The organism is Clostridioides sp. ZZV14-6150 (assembly GCF_020657875.1).
Taxonomy (GTDB): Bacteria; Bacillota; Clostridia; order Peptostreptococcales; family Peptostreptococcaceae; genus Clostridioides.
This window is the reverse complement of the sequence record NZ_JAGWDA010000009.1, coordinates 16,724-34,452: the sequence shown is the minus strand read 5'-3', so window position 1 is coordinate 34,452 and position 17,729 is coordinate 16,724. Positions and strand designations below refer to the sequence as shown.

31 protein-coding genes are annotated in these 17,729 nt (G+C 26.7%); 25 read left to right on the top strand and 6 right to left on the bottom strand.

What is annotated here, in order from left to right; all coding sequences use genetic code 11:
- Positions 1–36: 36 nt before the first annotated feature.
- The 5 genes from KGF41_RS11720 to KGF41_RS11700 form a co-directional block, all read right to left on the bottom strand.
- A complete protein-coding gene (locus KGF41_RS11720; protein WP_227841750.1) occupies positions 37–441 on the bottom strand; it encodes a type II toxin-antitoxin system HicB family antitoxin in 405 nt (134 codons plus the stop codon).
- A 65-nt stretch (positions 442–506) separates the two neighbouring features.
- Positions 507–689, bottom strand: a complete 183-nt coding sequence (locus KGF41_RS11715) for a type II toxin-antitoxin system HicA family toxin (RefSeq protein WP_227841749.1) — start codon at positions 687–689, stop codon at positions 507–509.
- A gap of 106 nt (positions 690–795) precedes the next feature.
- Positions 796–1,485, bottom strand: a complete 690-nt coding sequence (locus tag KGF41_RS11710) for a YbjQ family protein (RefSeq protein ID WP_227841748.1) — start codon at positions 1,483–1,485, stop codon at positions 796–798.
- A 116-nt stretch (positions 1,486–1,601) separates the two neighbouring features.
- The gene (locus tag KGF41_RS11705) at positions 1,602–2,096 is read right to left on the bottom strand and encodes an ImmA/IrrE family metallo-endopeptidase (RefSeq protein ID WP_227841747.1); all 495 of its coding nucleotides are present in this window, start codon (positions 2,094–2,096) and stop codon (positions 1,602–1,604) included.
- A gap of 113 nt (positions 2,097–2,209) precedes the next feature.
- Entirely contained in the window at positions 2,210–2,707 is a 498-nt protein-coding gene (locus KGF41_RS11700; RefSeq protein ID WP_227841746.1) for a helix-turn-helix domain-containing protein, read from the bottom strand.
- Positions 2,708–2,837: 130 nt separating this feature from the next.
- Here KGF41_RS11700 and KGF41_RS11695 point away from each other — a divergent pair, with 130 nt between their 5' ends.
- The gene (locus tag KGF41_RS11695; protein WP_227841745.1) at positions 2,838–3,041 is read left to right on the top strand and encodes a hypothetical protein; all 204 of its coding nucleotides are present in this window, start codon (positions 2,838–2,840) and stop codon (positions 3,039–3,041) included.
- Positions 3,042–3,065: 24 nt separating this feature from the next.
- The gene (locus tag KGF41_RS11690; RefSeq protein WP_227841744.1) at positions 3,066–3,479 is read left to right on the top strand and encodes a hypothetical protein; all 414 of its coding nucleotides are present in this window, start codon (positions 3,066–3,068) and stop codon (positions 3,477–3,479) included.
- Here KGF41_RS11690 and KGF41_RS11685 read toward each other — a convergent pair.
- The gene (locus KGF41_RS11685) at positions 3,465–4,028 is read right to left on the bottom strand and encodes a hypothetical protein (protein WP_227841743.1); all 564 of its coding nucleotides are present in this window, start codon (positions 4,026–4,028) and stop codon (positions 3,465–3,467) included. The genes KGF41_RS11690 and KGF41_RS11685 overlap by 15 nt on opposite strands.
- Positions 4,029–4,150: 122 nt before the next feature.
- Between KGF41_RS11685 and KGF41_RS11680 the strand changes: the two genes are divergently transcribed.
- The 23 genes from KGF41_RS11680 (at position 4,151) to KGF41_RS11570 (ending at position 17,726) form a co-directional block, all read left to right on the top strand.
- A complete protein-coding gene (locus KGF41_RS11680; RefSeq protein ID WP_227841742.1) occupies positions 4,151–4,300 on the top strand; it encodes a hypothetical protein in 150 nt (49 codons plus the stop codon).
- 14 nt (positions 4,301–4,314) lie between these two features.
- Positions 4,315–4,584, top strand: a complete 270-nt coding sequence (locus KGF41_RS11675) for a hypothetical protein (protein ID WP_227841741.1) — start codon at positions 4,315–4,317, stop codon at positions 4,582–4,584.
- A gap of 52 nt (positions 4,585–4,636) precedes the next feature.
- Entirely contained in the window at positions 4,637–4,837 is a 201-nt protein-coding gene (locus KGF41_RS11670) for a hypothetical protein (RefSeq protein ID WP_227841740.1), read from the top strand.
- A 272-nt stretch (positions 4,838–5,109) separates the two neighbouring features.
- Positions 5,110–5,889 carry a hypothetical protein gene (locus tag KGF41_RS11665; RefSeq protein WP_227856678.1) on the top strand — a complete coding sequence of 260 codons (780 nt, stop codon included), beginning with the start codon at positions 5,110–5,112 and terminating at the stop codon, positions 5,887–5,889.
- Positions 5,890–5,940: 51 nt separating this feature from the next.
- Complete coding sequence (locus tag KGF41_RS11660; protein WP_227841738.1) at positions 5,941–6,351, top strand: hypothetical protein; 411 nt, start codon at positions 5,941–5,943, stop codon at positions 6,349–6,351.
- Positions 6,344–6,775, top strand: a complete 432-nt coding sequence (locus KGF41_RS11655; RefSeq protein ID WP_227841737.1) for a hypothetical protein — start codon at positions 6,344–6,346, stop codon at positions 6,773–6,775. Before KGF41_RS11660 ends, KGF41_RS11655 begins: the two co-directional genes overlap by 8 nt.
- Positions 6,776–6,793: 18 nt before the next feature.
- A complete protein-coding gene (locus tag KGF41_RS11650) occupies positions 6,794–7,264 on the top strand; it encodes a hypothetical protein (RefSeq protein WP_227856677.1) in 471 nt (156 codons plus the stop codon).
- A gap of 33 nt (positions 7,265–7,297) precedes the next feature.
- Positions 7,298–7,594, top strand: coding sequence for a hypothetical protein (locus KGF41_RS11645; protein ID WP_227841735.1), 297 nt, complete (start codon positions 7,298–7,300; stop codon positions 7,592–7,594).
- 47 nt (positions 7,595–7,641) lie between these two features.
- Positions 7,642–8,229, top strand: coding sequence for a Holliday junction resolvase RecU (locus KGF41_RS11640; RefSeq protein WP_227841734.1), 588 nt, complete (start codon positions 7,642–7,644; stop codon positions 8,227–8,229).
- A 15-nt stretch (positions 8,230–8,244) separates the two neighbouring features.
- On the top strand, positions 8,245–8,697 hold the full coding sequence (locus KGF41_RS11635) for a hypothetical protein (protein WP_227841733.1): 453 nt from the start codon (positions 8,245–8,247) through the stop codon (positions 8,695–8,697).
- Between the two features lie 17 nt (positions 8,698–8,714).
- Positions 8,715–8,903, top strand: a complete 189-nt coding sequence (locus KGF41_RS11630; RefSeq protein ID WP_227841732.1) for a hypothetical protein — start codon at positions 8,715–8,717, stop codon at positions 8,901–8,903.
- Positions 8,904–8,909: 6 nt separating this feature from the next.
- Positions 8,910–9,338 (top strand): hypothetical protein, encoded by a 429-nt coding sequence (locus tag KGF41_RS11625; protein WP_227841731.1) that lies wholly within the window; start codon positions 8,910–8,912, stop codon positions 9,336–9,338.
- Between the two features lie 30 nt (positions 9,339–9,368).
- Positions 9,369–10,118 carry a ParA family protein gene (locus KGF41_RS11620; RefSeq protein ID WP_227841730.1) on the top strand — a complete coding sequence of 250 codons (750 nt, stop codon included), beginning with the start codon at positions 9,369–9,371 and terminating at the stop codon, positions 10,116–10,118.
- A 40-nt stretch (positions 10,119–10,158) separates the two neighbouring features.
- A complete protein-coding gene (locus KGF41_RS11615; RefSeq protein WP_227841729.1) occupies positions 10,159–11,175 on the top strand; it encodes a ParB/RepB/Spo0J family partition protein in 1,017 nt (338 codons plus the stop codon).
- Entirely contained in the window at positions 11,133–11,363 is a 231-nt protein-coding gene (locus KGF41_RS11610; protein ID WP_107612365.1) for a hypothetical protein, read from the top strand. The genes KGF41_RS11615 and KGF41_RS11610 overlap by 43 nt, the downstream gene beginning before the upstream one ends.
- Positions 11,364–11,433: 70 nt before the next feature.
- Entirely contained in the window at positions 11,434–12,006 is a 573-nt protein-coding gene (locus KGF41_RS11605; RefSeq protein WP_227841728.1) for a hypothetical protein, read from the top strand.
- Between the two features lie 295 nt (positions 12,007–12,301).
- Positions 12,302–12,514: a hypothetical protein gene (locus KGF41_RS11600; RefSeq protein ID WP_227841727.1), complete on the top strand. Its 213-nt coding sequence runs from the start codon at positions 12,302–12,304 to the stop codon at positions 12,512–12,514.
- 4 nt (positions 12,515–12,518) lie between these two features.
- Positions 12,519–12,905 carry a hypothetical protein gene (locus KGF41_RS11595; RefSeq protein ID WP_227841726.1) on the top strand — a complete coding sequence of 129 codons (387 nt, stop codon included), beginning with the start codon at positions 12,519–12,521 and terminating at the stop codon, positions 12,903–12,905.
- A complete protein-coding gene (locus tag KGF41_RS11590) occupies positions 12,895–13,338 on the top strand; it encodes an HNH endonuclease (RefSeq protein ID WP_227841725.1) in 444 nt (147 codons plus the stop codon). Before KGF41_RS11595 ends, KGF41_RS11590 begins: the two co-directional genes overlap by 11 nt.
- Positions 13,339–13,539: 201 nt before the next feature.
- On the top strand, positions 13,540–14,019 hold the full coding sequence (locus KGF41_RS11585; RefSeq protein WP_227841724.1) for a phage terminase small subunit P27 family: 480 nt from the start codon (positions 13,540–13,542) through the stop codon (positions 14,017–14,019).
- Positions 14,019–15,734 (top strand): terminase TerL endonuclease subunit, encoded by a 1,716-nt coding sequence (locus KGF41_RS11580; protein ID WP_227841723.1) that lies wholly within the window; start codon positions 14,019–14,021, stop codon positions 15,732–15,734. Before KGF41_RS11585 ends, KGF41_RS11580 begins: the two co-directional genes overlap by 1 nt.
- Positions 15,735–15,767: 33 nt before the next feature.
- Positions 15,768–16,949: a phage portal protein gene (locus KGF41_RS11575; protein ID WP_227841722.1), complete on the top strand. Its 1,182-nt coding sequence runs from the start codon at positions 15,768–15,770 to the stop codon at positions 16,947–16,949.
- The gene (locus KGF41_RS11570; RefSeq protein WP_227841721.1) at positions 16,950–17,726 is read left to right on the top strand and encodes a head maturation protease, ClpP-related; all 777 of its coding nucleotides are present in this window, start codon (positions 16,950–16,952) and stop codon (positions 17,724–17,726) included.
- The last annotated feature ends 3 nt before the right edge of the window (positions 17,727–17,729 follow it).

Here is a 17,729-nt window from a genome sequence, read left to right as displayed (position 1 = left end):
TCACTAGGCACTATTTAATATTGAATAAGGTTATTATTAATTAATATCAAGCTTATTTTTCAATGCTTCTTGTAATGTTTGAGAAAAATTAATGTTATTTTTCTTTGCTTCTTTCTCCAACCAAGAAGGGATTGATACAGATTTTTTTATATATTTTCCATCATATTGTTTTATTGTTTCTTTCAAACTAACTTTTACTAAGATTACAGTTTGATTTTGTTCAATACTTAAATTGTTTAAATTAGTAGCTGTTGGTATTTCCTTAGTATCTGAATATAAATCAAATAATTCTAGTTTTAAAGCATCCTCTGCCATTAAATACGCATTTTCTAATGTTTCTCCATAAGTGACAATATTATCGAAATCAAAAAAGTTTACTTCGTAGTCATTATCATCATGCTTTGTAATAGTAGCAGGAAATATATAATCGTTTTTATACATCTAATCACCACCTTATGAGGTTTTTAAATAAGTTAGAGAGAGTATATATTTATAAACTGCTAGGGCTATTTAAGCCCTAACATTTTATAAATTGATTTAAGAGTACCTTTTGGTATATCGCCAGTATGGTTTGGTATAATGGCTGTCTTATTTGTATCTTTATGTATTAGCTTAATATGTGAACCTCTTTGGCTTTTTACTTTCCAACCATTTTCAAAAGCGATTTTTAAAATTTCTCTTACTCTCAATATTATTTCCCTCCTCTCTCTAACTTTCTATATATATATTATAACATAAAAATGAATGCGTATCAATACGCATTCGTTTTTTTATTATAATATATTTTATATATTTTTACTTATCGTTTGATTTTACCTTTACAACTGTTCCGTTCACTATTACAGAAAATAATCTTCCTATTTCCATATAATCTATATCTATGCCGACAACTGCATTTCCTCCACATGCAACTGCCTTCTCTTTTAATATATTGAATGCTTGTTTTCGTGCTTGAGTTAATTTTTTTTCATAAGGCAAAGACCTATCGCCTAAAAAATCTGTTAAACCTGCTGTTAAATCTGCATAGAATCCAGAACCAATAACTACCTCAGCTGCTTCAATAGAAATGTATTCTTCTATTGAATAACCATCAAGAAAAGGTGTTGTTGAGATTATTACCATACTTGGATTAACTTTCAGCCTCTTAAGTTCTTTTTTCTTCTCTTCTAATTTAGAGATTTCTTTAGCTTGAACCTTAAGCACATCTTTACATATCAAGCATAAATCATCTTCTGAGTTCTCTGGAAGCTGTTTGCCACATTTTCTACATTTATTGTTTAAAAAAAGTTCATCTTTCTCTACAATATTATTTTCATCCTTGATAATTAAATGACTTGGTTTCATAGAAGAAGCTAAACTTTTTGCATAGTCAATAACCATTTCTTTATCTGTAGAGCTATAAATTGAATATGTATTATTTTCATCTATAAATTCTTTCAAATCCCAATTATTTAAATTATTTAGAACTACAATATATTCAGTCATAATATAAAACCTCCCTAAAAACATGTTAATAAAATTATAGTATCATAATATAGTATATAAATGGAAGATTTGTATAAGTATGGAAAGAAAATATAGAAAAAAAGGTACTTAGTCAACTAAGTACCTTTTTTTCTATATTTTATGTAATTTTTAATAAAAACATTAAACTGTTTTATAACTAAATTATCTAAACCAGTAGTAGTATTTTTCTCTTTTTTCAAAGAAAGACTTTTTTTAAGAGCAATATTCTTATCAACTCCACAGAAATACATAATTTCAGAAATTTCCAAAATTTTACAATATGATAAGACTGTATGAGGACATAATATATATTTTGTAAAAGCCTCTGCTTCTACTTCAAATAATTTGTTACTTTTGGAATGAAGTTTTAAAACATTAGTTTTTGTTGCATGTCCTAGAAAAATGTGTGATAGTTCATGCATAAGTGTCCAACGAATGGAATGAAAGGGATAACACGTATTGTAACAAATTACAAAAGTATTATCTCTTTTGCTCCAGAACACAAAACCTTGCTTGTCATATTTTTCAATAATAAAATTGGTATCTCTTCTTATTAATTTTGAAAATTCGTCATAGGAATAAACTTTCAAGTTATTATTTTTAATAACTTGAAAAGGACAAATAGGGTAATGTCGTAATTTTTTCTCTTAAAATGAATTCGTAAGCTATTTGTCGTAAAAATTTATGCATTATTTGTTTTTATTTACCTTTCTAAAGTGTCATCTAAATTGTCGTATAAATTTATTGCTTCTTCTATATTTTCAGTATTGCCATTCCTAGCAGCTGATAGTTGTGAGTTTTCTTCTATATACTCGCCTCTGTAATCTTGATATAATTCATCATCTTCCAATATTGTATCAACAAGTGAGTATACATATTTTTTTATTGCTTTTCTTTGTTCTCCAGAAAGCTTTAGATAACTTTCAAGTATTTTTACATCTAAACTATCAAGGCTATATTTATTAGATAGTTCTGAAATTATTGTATTATCATTTTCTATAAACATTTCCCCAATTCCATTGCGAAACCACTCTTCTCTTATACCAAATTCAGAACAAATTTTGGATATATGAATATCTTTTGGAGTTCTTGTACCAATTTCCCACATAGCTAATGTTGAAGAACCTACAAGTATATGTTTGCTAAATTCGGCTTGACTCATACCGAAGTGACTTCTAATTTGCTTCAATCTTTCATTCATAAAATCGCCTCCTATTAAGGATATTAACATAATGATACTCACAAAGCAAGTGAAAATAGACTAAAGTGTTGACTTGTTACTTGCTTAGTGGTAATATGTACTTACAGAGCGAGTGAAAGGGGTTGGAAATATGAATAAAATAATTGAAAATAAAACACAAAAACTAATCGGAACTAAAGGAAGTTCAGCAAATGAATTTCTTAGTAAAAAAATTGATAGCGACGATTTAATGAAAGAAATTGTAAAAATGCCATATGAAGAAAGAGTAAAGATGTTTTACATACTAAAAGGTGCAAATATTACAAATGATTCAGATGTATCAATAATGAAATAAAAATAAGTATTTGAGGTGGTAAAAATGGAACAAGATATTAGTGAAAAAATTACAAGAGATTTAGAATTAAAAATACTTGCGAATAAAGATAAAAATAGTTTTTTGAACTTTTGTAAATCTAAAGAGTTGTCTAATAAAGATATAAAATTCATTTTAGAGAATATTTACATAAAAAAGTATATAAAAAAATCAATTTTAAAAAAAGAATATATCATAAGAGTTAAAAGTATTACTTTGAAAAAGAGTGATAAGTTCTTAATCTTTTGTAAAGATAAGAACTTATCAGAAGGGGATATATTATTCATATCGCAAAATATTATTTTACATAAAGAATTTAGAAATATCATGAAGAAAAAAGATGAATATGAAATAAAAATTGCTATATTGATGTCAATATTAGGTATTGTATTAAGCCTAATATCTTTAATCTTCATCTAATGGATGTATAGGTTTAAAATCTTTTGGTAGTGGATTAATAGTTACTTTAGTATCAAATGAGCCATCTGGAGTATCTACAATTATTTTAAAATCTTTCGATTCGCTTATTGGATGTATTCCTTCAAATACAGCGTATCCATGTATAGTACCAAGTGATGGAATTCTTGTATATTTTAAAATATTTTCACTATTTGTATTGATAGGTATGTATGAATTATTATTACCTTCAAAATTAATCAATGAAATTCCATTATTATTATAATAATCATGTATATCAAGTTTAGTAGCGTTTGAAGATAGAAGATTATCCAGTAATTTAATTTTAGTAATAGATACATTGCTAGTAGAAAGATTTTCTATAGTCAAATAACATATTAAAAGTTCGTATTTTTCGAACCAATTAAAACCAAAACAATAACTTTTCTCTATATCATAAGAGATTTTAAGTTTAACACTAGCTTTTCTATATACTTTTACAGAAATATAAAGACTTGAAAATGATATTATTAGTGCTAAAATGGCAATCCAATTTACTGCTAAGTAGTCCATTTTTTATAGTCCTTTCATTATATTTTAATAAGAAAATTATAACATAAAATTTATAAAAAAAATCAAAAAATAAGATAGTGTCTTATTCAATAAATAAAAATAGGTAAGAATGGGAGATAAAAATGAAAGAGGAAAAAGAAGTAATAACTTTAAAAGTGAGTGTAGAAATAGACGAGGAACTTTTGAATCAGAAAATAAGTAAAATTAAAGGATTGTATGAAGAACTCAAAAATGAATTGAACTCATTTTCTGATTTGATAAAAGTTAGATAAGGAGTGATAGAAACATGAATGATTTAGATATAGAAATAAAAATAAATGGATTAGAAAAGTATGGTTACTTTAGAGTAGATAAAGATTACATATTGCAAAATGTAAATAAAAAAAGTGCTTTATATAGAAAGCATATTGAAGAACACTTAAACGGAAATTTTAAAAAAGAATTTTTAATTGCGATAAAGTGTGAAGGAAATATTTATTTTTATTCAAGAGAATTTATAGAAAAGAATAGTGTTATTGAAATACTAGAAAGTACTAAAAATCACTTTGTAAAATAAGTTAATAACACTATTTAATACATAATTAAAATAAAAAATGGGGGGAATACATATGTCAAAACCATACGAAAAAGTTGAATTTAAAGGCGAAATGAACATGGATTACTTTTGTAAGGGATTAGCAAGAGCAAAAGAAATGATGGCAAAAAGACTTTTTGACGTAGATTTAGAAATAAAGTGTACATATAGAAAGAAAACAGAAGAAGAAATGAAAATTGAAAAAGAAAAAAAGTTAGAAAAGGAAGTAATTTAAATTGAAGTCTAAAAATTATGCAAACAAAAAGTGTCTTATAATTCGCAGTTATAAGACACTTCACAAAATAACTTTGTTGTCAAAGCTATAAAAACATATCTATTTTTTATTATAGCAGATAAGACAATAGAGTTCAATAAATACGCTAAATAGAGCGATTAACGAGCTTGTAATAGGTATTAACATTATAACGATATAAAGTATCTATACAAATATATAACACTAGATACTAATATATAGATGCTAATAAAAGACTAAAGAGGTACTGCTATATGAAGAGTTTTATAAGAGAGAAAAAGATATATTGTAATGACTATTTAGAGATAGACATAATACCAAGAGTAGATGGAACAAAAGGTAAAAGAGGTAAAAGAGGATATGTATCTAAACCAAAGCAAAAGAATCTAAATGATAAAAACGCTAAAAGATACTTTATGCAACTAGCTAATACAAATTTTAATAATAAAGACCTAGTTGTACATTTTACATATGCACCAAAATTTTTACCTAGTACAGTTGAAGAAGCTGAAAAAGAAGCTAGAAATTATATAAGAAGAATAAACCATAAAAGAAAAAAAGAGGGATTAGGAGCGATTAAGTATTTGCTAATAACTGAGTTTGGTGAAAAGAAAAATGGAACTAAGAGAGTACACCATCACATGATACTCAATGGAGAACTTGATAGAGATATAATTGAAAGTTTATGGGTTAGAAAATCAAGAGGAAAAAAAGAGGGTGAAAAACTTGGATGGATAAACACGCATAGATTGCAACCAAACGAATTTGGCTTACAAAGTTTATGCAATTATCTCATGAAAGACCCTCAAGGTAGAAAAAGATGGAGTTCATCACAGAATTTAGAAAAACCTTATCAGCGTTGCAATGATAGTAGATATAGCAGAAAGAAAGTTATGGAACTAGTAAGGAATGACCTAGATAATAGCGTGTTCTGGGAAAAACAATACAAGGGTTATATATTTACAGAATGTAAGGCTACATATAACGATATAACAGGAGTTAGCTTATACATAAAGATGCGAAGATTAAATTGAAATGAGGTGATTGTATGTATTTAAGAGTGTGTAAGTGCTGCAAGAAGGAATTTGAAACAAATTTGTATTCAAAGACATATTGTTCTTATGTTTGTAAAAACAAGTTCAAGAATGAGAGAAAAAAAGAAAAGAAAGAAGGTAATAAGAATGGATAAAGAAATAGAAGCGATATGTGACAAAGCGGGAGAACGTATTTGTAAAATATGTAAATTTAATAATATTTGTAGAGCTGAAAATAAAAATGGGTGCATGTGTGGTCGCTTTGAAGTAAAGAGCAAGATAGAAAAAATATTGGAAAAAGGTAATTTTATAACCGCTATAGATTTTCAATTAAAGAATATAAGTATGAAAGAAGTTGCATCTTACTGTGAAGAAAATAATAAAAAAATAGAAATAAGCGGATGGGGAAAAGGACAAATAATAATATTTACAGATAAGGAGAGTATAAAAACTAATGACTAATAAGGATAAAATAAAAGGCTTTGTGCTAGCTGATTTATGCCAAGATGAATCTAGTAAAAGAAGAGAAAAAGACACTTACTATGCAGGGAAAAATCATACTTTTAACTACGACTTATACCCTGTGTTAATGAAGGATATAAATAAAGCTAAAGTATATAAAACTAAAAAAGAAGCTAAGAGAGAACTTAATGTATTAAATAAAAAATGTATTCGTAACTGTTTTAGAATTGTAAGTTTTAAAAAAGCTCTTAAAAATATGACTAATGAAGAATTAGTAACTTTCACTTCGATGAGAGAAAATAAAGCATGTAAAAAATACTCAGAAGATATATGTAATTCATGTAATAATACTGAGATTGATTGTGAAAGTTTTGATTGTGAAAAAGCATATAAAAATTGGTTAAATGAAAATGTTATCTGGTAATGTGAAGGAGTGGTAGAAATGGTTTATAAAGATAAAATTTTGTTAACAAGATTATTAAAAATAATTTCAAGTAAAGAAAAGAAAATAAAAATGTTAGAAAAAGAATTAGAAGCTTACAAAGAATTAGCAGAAAAAGGACAACTTAATTTTTACTTTGCAGAAGAAGATGGAAAGTATCACATAGAATTATATAATTTCAATGAAAGATTTGGAGAATTTGTAAAAGATGTTGTATTAGATAGAAGAAAAATAGAAAAAGAAATACAAAAAGAGAAAAATTTCAAGACAAAATTATACACAGGAGAGATAACAACATCAAATATACATGAAATTATACAAGAAAAAATGGTAATAAGATTAAAAGATATTCAAAGAGCAGGAATAGATGAAAAAATTTTAGATTATCATTGTCACATGAATGAAAAAACTTATAGAGTAGTTACAACAAGTTGTGGAGAAAGTTTTGTAATCTTTGAGGATGAAATATAATCTGGAAAAAACAAACTTGGAGGTAAGTAAAAAATGTTAGAGTCTGCAAGGGTGAATATAAAACTAAAAGAATTAGATGAACTGAGAAGAAGAAGTAATGAGTTAAGGTTATTAGAAATACAAATAACGGATTTAATGGATATTAAAGTAAACTGTAGTAATTGCAAAACTGAAAGATGTGAAATTTGTAATGCTAAAGCTAGTATAAATTTAGATATAAATAAAATTAATAAAATTATATTAGAACATTGTGGCTTGAAAGATAAAGAATATCATTGGTTAACTGAACTATGTAAGACAGAAGAAATAAATTTTATATATAATGAGTAATAAATTTTAAGTATAAATTCCTCGTAGAAAAGATTGGAGTGTAAAACATGGATGATAAAAAACTACAACAAAGATATAAAAATAAAGTTGCTAATGCGCAAGGACAGCATTTTGAAAACTATATAAACTCAGCTTGTATAATCTATAGAAATGATAATAGAGCAGAAATAGAAAAAACACCAGAACCATTTAGAGTGTTAAACAAGGATAAAACAGGGAAATTTACGGGAAGATTTATAGCTAATGCACAACCAGACTTCAAAGGTACTCTAAAACATGGAGTATGTATATGCTTTGAAGCTAAATATACACTTAAAGATAATATAAAAAGAAGTGTTTTAACCAATACACAATTAGAAACATTAGATAGATATTATCGCATGGGAGCAATAGCAGGGGTTTGTGTAGGGATACAAGATAAGTTTTACTTCATACCTTTTCTAGTATGGAAAAATATGAAGAATTGTTTTGGTAGACAATATGTAAAACAAGAAGATATAAAAAGATTTGAAATAAAATTTTTCAATGGAGCTGTATTATTTTTAGACTATATAACTAAAGACGAGAAAATATTAAATGAGAATTATAGCTTATTAAGAAAAGAATTTGAAAATGAAATAGATGATAGTATTTAAAAAGGTGGGGATAAAATGTTTTTAAACTTATATACTAAAAAAGATTTTGATGAAATAAAAGCAGAATATGAAATATCTCTTAGAAGAATAGAAGAACTAAAAGATAAATGTTCAAAGAAAGAAAAAATAATTTCAGACTTAGAAAATAAAAACGCTGCACTACATACAGAAAAAATGTCTTTAAAAATTAGATATGAAAATGACCAAAACGTGAAAAAAGGAATGGAAGCTGGAGCTGGAATTTTAAGAGAAGAAATAGAAAAATTAAAAGAAGAAAATGAGATTTTGAAAAAAACAATAGAAACTTTTAACAATAAAATTAAAGAAATAGAATTAAAATTTAAAAAGATGCTAAATGATAAAATAACTAGGCTTGAAGCTATAAAAGCGAGAACAAAAAGGTTTAGAATAAAGAAAAAAATAGAAAAGATTATTGAAGAACTAGAATTAAAAAGTTTCTTAGAATAAAAAAAAGGTTGATTATTATGTTATTAGCTAACAAAGATAAAATAATATATCTTGCAAGTAAAATAGTAGAAATATGCAATACTGGAGAGTTAGAAGCAACAATAAAAGCTATACAGTACTTAGAAAAAATAGAGTTAAATGGAATTATAGGAGAAGATGAATATAACAGGCTTCTAAAATTGATTGAAAAAAATATAAGGAGCTGAAAGTTTATGGAAAAGAAAGTAATAAATTATTTTGTGGATTGTATAAAGAAAAATAAAACTAGGATATTGATAGAAAAAGACAATAAATACTATATATCAGATGGTGCATGTGTTTTTATAGTAGATAAAAATGAAATGGTATTAAATCCTAAACTATTTGAAGCTAACAATAAGAAATCTCAGATAATAATGGATAACATAAAAAAAGATGGATATAGAGAACTGTTATTAAAATATTATATACCAGTAAGAGAGCTTACTTATCATAAATATATATGTGAAGATTTTGTAATTTATCTTGATGAAAACTATATAAAAATTTTTGGAAAATTTGATAAGGTAGAAGGAATAGACAGTAACTCTCTTGTTCGCATATCTATAAAAGGGCATATAATAGGCTACTTATTACCAATAAGGACATCAGAAAATTTTTAAATATTAAAATAAAAGAAAGAAGGTAAAGCTATGAAAATCATATCGATTTTAAGTTTTAAAGGAGGAACAGGTAAAACAATAACAAGTGCAAACATGGCAGATATTTTATCTGTAGTACATAAGAAGAAAGTATTACTGATAGATGCAGATAAACAAGGTAACTTATCACAGTACTTCTCAAAATTTGATGAAAAAAGAAAAGGAACAGCAGAAATGTTGCTTGAAGATGCAGATATACATGAATACATATGTAGGACTGAAAATAAAAATATAGATATTATAACTAGTAATATGCACTTGTACCAAGCTGACAGGATGCTATTCGATAGTGAAAAAGATAAATTTAGTATATTAAAGAGATTGCTGGAAAAAGTTAAAAATGAATATGACTTTTGTATAATTGATAATGCACCAAGCGCAGATATAGTAACAGTAAATTCTTTAGTAGCATCAGATGAAGTAATTATAACAGTAAGAGCAGATAGCTTTTCTCTTAAGGGGATAAAAGAATTACTAGAGCAAATAGAAAATGCTAAACATGTAAATGAAAAATTAAAATTTAAAGGGTGCATAGTAACTCATTATCAAAATAATGATGTAAATAATCAATTTTTAACTTTACTACAGAATATATGTAAAGTATTTAAAACTGTAATAAGATTAAATAAAAATGTATCTGAGAGTACATTTTATCAAAAAACAATAATGAAATACAACAAAAGATGTGGTGCAACGATAGATTACAAAAAGTTAGTTAATGAGTATCTAAATATAGAATAAAAAATGTGTCCGAATTGGACACATAGAAAGGAAAAGTAAAATGGCTTTTAATATGTTTGAAGCAATTAATAATAGTAAACTAGAAAATGACAATCAAAATATTAAAAATGAAAAAACAGAAATAAAAAGTATAAGTGTTTATGATTTAGTACCATCAGAAGATAATTTTTATTCAGTTGAAGATATAGAAGATTTAAAATCTTCTATAGAAATGTTTGGAGTAAAACAGAATCTATTGGTAAAAGAAAGTAAGGATAATAAATATACAATAATAGCAGGTCATAGAAGAAGATTAGCAGTATTGAAGCTATTAGAAGAAAACGAAGAGAATGAAAAATTTAAAATGATGCCTTGTATGATAGAAAAGGTAACTGGAATAAGGGAGAAGATTTTATTAATAACAACTAATTCAACTGCAAGAGAATTAACAGATTTTGAAAAAATGAAGCAGGCAGTAGAAATGAAGAAGTTATTAGAAGAACTAAGAGCAGAAGAAGATATAAAAGGTAAAACTAGGGATTTAGTTGCTAAAATGTTAAATACATCAGCTGGTCAAATAGCAAGACTAGAGAATATATCCAAGAAGCTAATGCCAGATTTTAAAAATGAGTTTGAAAAAGAAAATATAAATGTATCTACAGCATACGAATTATCAAGATTAGAAGAAGCTGAACAACAAAGCTTATTTGAAGAGTATCGAGAAAAAGGAAACTTAAGCATTAAGGATGTTACAGAGAAATCCGAAGAGAAAAAAAGTGAAATAAATATGACGACAGATTATGAATTTGAAGAAGGTGAAATTGAAGTTGAAGAAACAGAAGAGATTGAAAATATAATTAGCTTTCCGACTATAGAAATAGAAGAAAAAGTTATTAAAACAGTTTTTGAAATATTAAAAGATATGAAAATCAGAAAGTTTGCAGAGTTTATTTGTTCTCAATGTAATGTAACTGGTACATTTTGCGACTATGCAATGGAATGTAATGATAAAAACGGAAAAGGAAGTGTTGATATATGCATAAAGTGGCTAAAGATGGAAGCACAAGAAATGGAGTAGATATAAGACATAATAAAAGTGGATACTTAGATAGTACAGCATATGAAGCTATAAGAAAAATTGACAAAGAGAAACAAGAAGCGAATATATTGATTGATTTAATTAAAAAAATGGCTAAGGTAGCAGGTTTTGAAGTAATAGGGAGAATAGAGCTTAGAAATAAAAAAACAGGTGTTTTATATAAGTAATATAAATTTAAAGAGATTGATAACCATGATTACATTAATCAGAGAACAAGAGTAGAAAGGAAGTTATTGCATGCTAAAAGGAATAGAAGAAGGGACTGAAAATATAAATATTGATATGTTAATTGAAAAGATAACAAATATAGCAGCAGAGAAAGCTATAACTACATATGAGAATAGAAGAAAAGAGGAAATTAAGTATTTATATGATAGAAAGCTTAGAAATACAAAACTGTTACTGAAACATTATAAAGATTTTAAAAGACATGTTAATAATTCTATTTTTAAGGTATCCAATGTAAATGAAAATGCTATTGAAATATTGGAGGAATTAATAAACTCTAAAATAACAGAGAATTTATTTGTAGAAAGTATAAGCAATAGTGTATCACGTACAAATATAATCATCTCTCATATAAATACTATGATAAATATTTATGAAGCTTATAGTAAACAATGTGGAGAATTAGAAGTAAGAAAATATAGAATAATATATAAAAGATTTATAGATGAAAAAAGATGGAGTATAAAAGAAATAGCTATCTCCGAAAATATAGACAATAGAACTGTATATAGAGATATAAACCTAGCTTGCGAAAAATTGTCAGTATTTATATTTGGTATAGATGGAGTAAATAAATTCTAATATAATAGTTAAATGTCATGTTTCTATAGATTAATAAAATAAACTGTTAATTAGCTAAAGGAATATAGTATAGCTATTTCAATATATACAGTGATATGGTTTAATTAATATGGAACGCTATACAATAAGAATGATGTGTCAATAAGTGTTCATATACAAAACAATTTCAAAATGATAATATATAAAGTGTAAGATTAGATTTATTGTGAACCAGAAATATATATAATATTATAAAAAAGGATTATCTCTTTAAATAATTGAGATAGTCCTTTTTTATTTTGTGAGGTGGAAATCTATGAATGATAATAGAGAATCAAGAATTAAAATGAGAGATACATTTAGAGACTTAGCAAAATTATTTGATAAAAGTATGAAGCTAGAAGATGAAATAGAAAGTTTAACAGAAGAAGAAGCTAAGAAACAAGAAAGGTTAGTAAAAAAATATGAAAAAGTAGTTGAAACTATTTGTGAGAAGCTGGACTATCTATCAGCACTAGAAGAGGAGTAAACAAATGAGAAGAATAGTATGTGATAAGTGTAATAATAAATTTAAAGTAGCTTATAAAGATGTAAGAACAGAAACTATTGGAGATATAAAAATAAAATATTTTATATGCAGAAAGTGCAAAGAAAAATATATTATATATTATGAAGATGAAACATTAAGAGAACTGAAAGAATTATACAAAGAACTTATTTATGAAGAACAAGGTGGATTTACAGATAGAACAACGAAGCCTGAAAGAGAAAAAGTTTTTGCTGAAATGATTGCATATGTAAATACATTAAAAGAAGTATGTAATAAATATCTTAATAAAACAGAATATGAAATAAAAGATATAGAGAAGCACATGGAAGAACTATTAAGAGAAGAACCGAGTGGAGTATATGAAGCTTAAAAAAATATGTAAGTGTGGCAAAATGATAGACTATAGTGAAAAGGCATGTAGTGAGTGCGTTAAAAAATATGTTAAAAGTAGAAAGCAGAGCAACAAGGTATATAATTCTAAAAATAGAAATAAAGAAAGAGATAAATTTTATAACGGAAAAGAATGGAGAGAAACTAGAGAATATGTATTAGAAAAAAATGTATATTTGGATTTATGGGATTATTATATTAATAAAAAAATAACTACAGCAAATACAGTACATCATATAATTGAGTTGTCAGAAGATGAAGAACTTGCATTAGAAGAAGATAATCTTGTACCTTTATCATCCAGAACACATAAAAAAATACATACATTATATGAGAAAAATGAGAGAACAAAGAAAGAAACCCAAGTAAAATTAAAAGAAATATTGAGACTTCATAAAATATATAACGATTAAGACTATCCCCCCTACCTATGAAAAAAAGAAAAGGGGATTCGAACAGCGAGCAGGGGTATATATATACGGAGATTTTCCCTTTTTAAGATTTTTTTGTAAAAAAATATGCAGGATGTCTTGCAAGAAAATAAACTGTTTTTAAAAAATAGCTGATAGCTATTATTTTTTTGTACAAATTTAAAGTGGATTGGAGGTGTAAAAATGGGAAGAAAAAAACAAATGACATCTACAACTAAAAAACATTTAACTAAAAAAGAAAAACAGACTCGGCAAAATGTAGAGAAACAAATAAAACTTGATAGGGATGATTTAGTAACAGTTCCAGAGTTTTTAAATAGTGATATTTTAGCATATAAAGAATTTTCAAGGGTAGTAGAGGAAGCTGGTAAAATTGACTTGTGGGATAATCTAGACCTACCAATAGTGCTGATGTACAGTGATGCATATAGTAATTATATTAAGTTAAAAGAATATATAGAAAAAACAGGTCATGTTGTCTCTGGAAAAGATACTGAAAAAATAAGTCCTCATGTAACTGCAAAATTTAAATACGCTGAATTGATACTAAAATGTTCTACTAAGTTAGGATTAGCAACTACAGATAGATTAAAGTTAGTTGTTCCAGGAAATGAAAACCCGAAGGAAAATAAATTTGCTAAATTTATAAAAGTAGGAACATAATGGCTAAAAGAAAAAAAGATAGAGTAACAGAATACGCCAAAAAAGTAGTTGCTAAAAAAATAATAGCTGGTGAAAGTGTTATTCTAGCGTGTAAAAGACATTTAAATGATTTAAAAAGAAGTAAAACAAAAGAATTTAAATACAAATGGGATGTTGAAGCATCAGAGGAAGCACTTGACCTTTACAATGAACTTACTATTTTAGAAGGTGATGAAGTACAAACTCTAAAAACACGAGGATTTCAAGATTTTATTTTAGGTAGCTTAGAAGGCTGGATTGAAAAAAGAACTGGATATGTAAGATTTAGAGAAGCATATATCCAGCTCGCCAGACAAAATGGAAAGTCTTTTTTATCTGGAGCTAAAAGTATAAAAACAAGCAATTTTTCTACATATATAAAAGGAAAAATTATTTGTGCAGCTACGAAAAAAGAGCAAGCTAGAATTGTTTGGGAAGAAATAGAAAAATTTATATTGGCAGACGAAGATTTAAAAGAAATGTATAAAATAAAACGTTCTGATTATGAAATAATTGCAGGAATGACAGGTACAACAATAAAACCGATTGGAAGAGATACAAAAAGTTTGGATGGATTCCGTTCGATATTAGCAATACCAGACGAACTGCATGCACATAAAACAAATCAAGTATATAAATTACTTCTAGGTGGTCAAAGAAGAGTTAATAATGCTCTGATATTAGCCATAACTACAGCAGGTTTTGATTTGAATAGCTATTGTTATGAACATTATACTTTTTGTAAAAAAATACTATCTGGAGCCATAACTAAAGAAAGTTTATTCATATATATTGCTGAAATGGACAAAGAGGATGATATTTGGGATTATCATAATTGGGTAAAAGCAAATCCACTGTTACTTTTAAATGAAGATGACAGCATAAATATGTATGAAGTTGCAAAAACGAGTGAGGTAGCAATAGATGCTAAAGAAAAAGGTGGAAGCGAACTCATGGACTTCATGACAAAATGGTTAAATATATGGGTTACTTATAAAGATGGAAAATATCTTGATGCCAATTGGCTTGAAATCTGTGCATGTGACTTAACTCTTGAGGATATGAGAGGTAGAGAATGTTATCTAGGCATTGACTTATCATCTGGTGGAGATTTAACTTCTATAGCATTAATATTCCCACTTGAAGATGAAAAAGTTTATATTTATAGCCATTCATTTATGCCAGAGTTAAGAATTCTTGAACATGAACAAACGGATGATGCACCATATAGAATGTGGGTAAATGAAAAACTTCTAACACTAACTACAGGAGCCTTTGCTATTAAAACAGACTATAAATTTATAATAAAACATTTAGAAGATATATTAACAGAATATGAAATAAATGTAATAAAATGTGCTTATGACAATCACAATGCAAGTGCTTTTATATCAGATTTAGACTTCTTAGGTTGCGATTTGATAGATGTACCACAAAGTGCTAGGTCACTAAATGATGCAACTGTAGATTTTAAATTATCAATGAAAGCTGGTCAAGTTTTATATAATAGAAAAAACAAACTGTTTAAATGGAGTGCTATAAATGCAACTATAACTAAGAATAGTTTTGGAGAAATAAAAGTTGATAAGTTAGAACAAGAAAATAGAATAGACCCGATAGATTCAATTCTTGATGGTTGGAAGATTTATTTTGAAGATGTAAAACAAAATGGAGATATTGCATATGTACCAGATTAATTAAAAAAGGAGAATAAGAAAAAAGTGGGAATAATGAACTGGCTAAGAAATCTTAGTTTTGGAACACCAAGTATAAGAGTAGGTCAAAGAAATAAAAGTAGTCCATTTTCATTTTGTAATGATACATTAGCGAGCAATGAAACTATCTTTGCAGCAATTACAATGTTAGCTAATTCAATTGCTAGTGTTCCGATTAGTCTTAGAAATGGTTATGAAAAAGTTAAACCAAGCGAACATTATATTGCTACTATGCTTAGAGATGGATTTAACAAAAATGATACCATGTTTGAATTTATAAGATTAATGGAAGTGATAAGAAATACAAAAGGCAGTGCTTATGCAATCAAAGAATATGATTATTACGATAATATAAGTGATATATGGGTGTTAGATTCTGATTTTGTAACACCTGTTATCGATACAGACACAAAAGAAATGTGGTATAGAATATCAACAAAAGATGGAGATAGTTATTTTCACAATAGCCATATAATAGCTGTTAATCATATAAAAGAAGGTTCAGAACGTGGGATAAGTCCAATTAGTGTCTTAAAAAATACTTTAAATTATGACAGAGAAGTAAAAGAATTAAGTTTAGCACAACTTTCTAATAATATAGATGCTAAGTATGCTTTTAAAATTTCTGGGAATTTAAGTAAAGAAAAATTGACTGAATATCATGAAATGATAAAAAGTTATATGGACAAAGGAATTATATATTTAGACAATGGAAAATCACTTGAAGAGTTAAAAAATAAATCTTTTATCGACCCTAAAATTTTTGAAGTTGAAGAAATAACTGTAAGTAGAGTGGCAAGAGTCTTTACTATGCCAGCACATAAACTGTATGCTGGGAAACAATCATATTCAAGTTCTGAACAGGCAGACTTAGAGTACTTGGTTGATACAATATTGCCAATTATACGAATGTATGAACAAGAATTTAATAAAAAATGCTTAACTACTATTGATAGAAATAAATATGAAATTAAATTTAATTTAAGTGGATTTGCTAGAGCAGATATGAAAACTCGTGGAGAATTTTACCAAAAAATGGTTAGGTGTGGAGGTTTGACACCTAACGAAATACGAGAATTAGAAGATAGACCCCCAAAACAAGATGGTGATGATTTGATGGTGAGTAGAGATTTAATAAAAATTAAAGATTTACATTTACTATTGTCTAATAAAAATAATTTGAAGGGGGGTGATTAAATGAAAAATAAAATACTAGAGTTAAAAAATAAAGATTCAAATTCTAAAAATTTAAAGAATGTTGGTAGTATAGAAATAAAAAATCAAGATGAAAATAGTGCAGAATTATTTTTTTATGGTGATATTGTTTCTGAAAGCTGGTTAAGTGAATGGTATGAAGATGATAAATGTCCTAGTGATATTAGTAAGTTTTTAGAGGAATTAGAAGGAGTAAAAAATATAAATGTACATGTGAATTCTGGTGGAGGGTCTGCATTTTCTGGACTTGCTATATATAATCAGTTGAAAAGATATGATGCGAATATAACTACATATATAGATGGATTAGCAGCAAGTATAGCGAGCGTAATCGCTATGGCTGGTAATCGTATTGTTATGCCATCTAATGCCTTGTTGATGATACATAAACCTTTGAGTTGGTGCGGAGGTAATGCAGATGATTTTAAAAAAGAAATTGAAATACTAGATACATGTCAAAAGTCAATTTTAAATGTATATATGACAAAAGCAAAACCAAATATTAAGGAAGAAGAAATAAATGATTTGATAAATGCTGAAACTTGGTTAACTGGAGAAGAAGCAAGTAAATACTTTGAAATAGAGTTAGAGGGAAATGTAAATACAGTCGCTTGTTATTCTAATTATTTTGACAGATATAAAAATACACCAAAGGATAAGATTGGTAAATTAAAAAATACTAAGAATAATTTAGAGTTACCAGCTATGGAAGAAGAAGTAAAAATATTAATAGAAAGAATAAAAAATAAAACAAAATAAAAG

Bases quoted from the DNA above. Each gene is read 5' to 3' on its own strand.
- KGF41_RS11720 (WP_227841750.1), bottom strand. From the start codon at position 441: ATGTATAAAAACGATTATATATTTCCTGCTACTATTACAAAGCATGAT.
- KGF41_RS11710 (WP_227841748.1), bottom strand. From the start codon at position 1,485: ATGACTGAATATATTGTAGTTCTAAATAATTTAAATAATTGGGATTTG.
- KGF41_RS11700 (WP_227841746.1), bottom strand. From the start codon at position 2,707: ATGAATGAAAGATTGAAGCAAATTAGAAGTCACTTCGGTATGAGTCAA.
- KGF41_RS11695 (WP_227841745.1), top strand. From the start codon at position 2,838: ATGAATAAAATAATTGAAAATAAAACACAAAAACTAATCGGAACTAAA.
- KGF41_RS11690 (WP_227841744.1), top strand. From the start codon at position 3,066: ATGGAACAAGATATTAGTGAAAAAATTACAAGAGATTTAGAATTAAAA.
- KGF41_RS11685 (WP_227841743.1), bottom strand. From the start codon at position 4,028: ATGGACTACTTAGCAGTAAATTGGATTGCCATTTTAGCACTAATAATA.
- KGF41_RS11680 (WP_227841742.1), top strand. From the start codon at position 4,151: ATGAAAGAGGAAAAAGAAGTAATAACTTTAAAAGTGAGTGTAGAAATA.
- KGF41_RS11675 (WP_227841741.1), top strand. From the start codon at position 4,315: ATGAATGATTTAGATATAGAAATAAAAATAAATGGATTAGAAAAGTAT.
- KGF41_RS11670 (WP_227841740.1), top strand. From the start codon at position 4,637: ATGTCAAAACCATACGAAAAAGTTGAATTTAAAGGCGAAATGAACATG.
- KGF41_RS11665 (WP_227856678.1), top strand. From the start codon at position 5,110: ATGAAGAGTTTTATAAGAGAGAAAAAGATATATTGTAATGACTATTTA.
- KGF41_RS11655 (WP_227841737.1), top strand. From the start codon at position 6,344: ATGACTAATAAGGATAAAATAAAAGGCTTTGTGCTAGCTGATTTATGC.
- KGF41_RS11650 (WP_227856677.1), top strand. From the start codon at position 6,794: ATGGTTTATAAAGATAAAATTTTGTTAACAAGATTATTAAAAATAATT.
- KGF41_RS11645 (WP_227841735.1), top strand. From the start codon at position 7,298: ATGTTAGAGTCTGCAAGGGTGAATATAAAACTAAAAGAATTAGATGAA.
- KGF41_RS11640 (WP_227841734.1), top strand. From the start codon at position 7,642: ATGGATGATAAAAAACTACAACAAAGATATAAAAATAAAGTTGCTAAT.
- KGF41_RS11635 (WP_227841733.1), top strand. From the start codon at position 8,245: ATGTTTTTAAACTTATATACTAAAAAAGATTTTGATGAAATAAAAGCA.
- KGF41_RS11630 (WP_227841732.1), top strand. From the start codon at position 8,715: ATGTTATTAGCTAACAAAGATAAAATAATATATCTTGCAAGTAAAATA.
- KGF41_RS11625 (WP_227841731.1), top strand. From the start codon at position 8,910: ATGGAAAAGAAAGTAATAAATTATTTTGTGGATTGTATAAAGAAAAAT.
- KGF41_RS11620 (WP_227841730.1), top strand. From the start codon at position 9,369: ATGAAAATCATATCGATTTTAAGTTTTAAAGGAGGAACAGGTAAAACA.
- KGF41_RS11615 (WP_227841729.1), top strand. From the start codon at position 10,159: ATGGCTTTTAATATGTTTGAAGCAATTAATAATAGTAAACTAGAAAAT.
- KGF41_RS11610 (WP_107612365.1), top strand. From the start codon at position 11,133: ATGCATAAAGTGGCTAAAGATGGAAGCACAAGAAATGGAGTAGATATA.
- KGF41_RS11605 (WP_227841728.1), top strand. From the start codon at position 11,434: ATGCTAAAAGGAATAGAAGAAGGGACTGAAAATATAAATATTGATATG.
- KGF41_RS11600 (WP_227841727.1), top strand. From the start codon at position 12,302: ATGAATGATAATAGAGAATCAAGAATTAAAATGAGAGATACATTTAGA.
- KGF41_RS11595 (WP_227841726.1), top strand. From the start codon at position 12,519: ATGAGAAGAATAGTATGTGATAAGTGTAATAATAAATTTAAAGTAGCT.
- KGF41_RS11590 (WP_227841725.1), top strand. From the start codon at position 12,895: ATGAAGCTTAAAAAAATATGTAAGTGTGGCAAAATGATAGACTATAGT.
- KGF41_RS11585 (WP_227841724.1), top strand. From the start codon at position 13,540: ATGGGAAGAAAAAAACAAATGACATCTACAACTAAAAAACATTTAACT.
- KGF41_RS11580 (WP_227841723.1), top strand. From the start codon at position 14,019: ATGGCTAAAAGAAAAAAAGATAGAGTAACAGAATACGCCAAAAAAGTA.
- KGF41_RS11575 (WP_227841722.1), top strand. From the start codon at position 15,768: ATGAACTGGCTAAGAAATCTTAGTTTTGGAACACCAAGTATAAGAGTA.
- KGF41_RS11570 (WP_227841721.1), top strand. From the start codon at position 16,950: ATGAAAAATAAAATACTAGAGTTAAAAAATAAAGATTCAAATTCTAAA.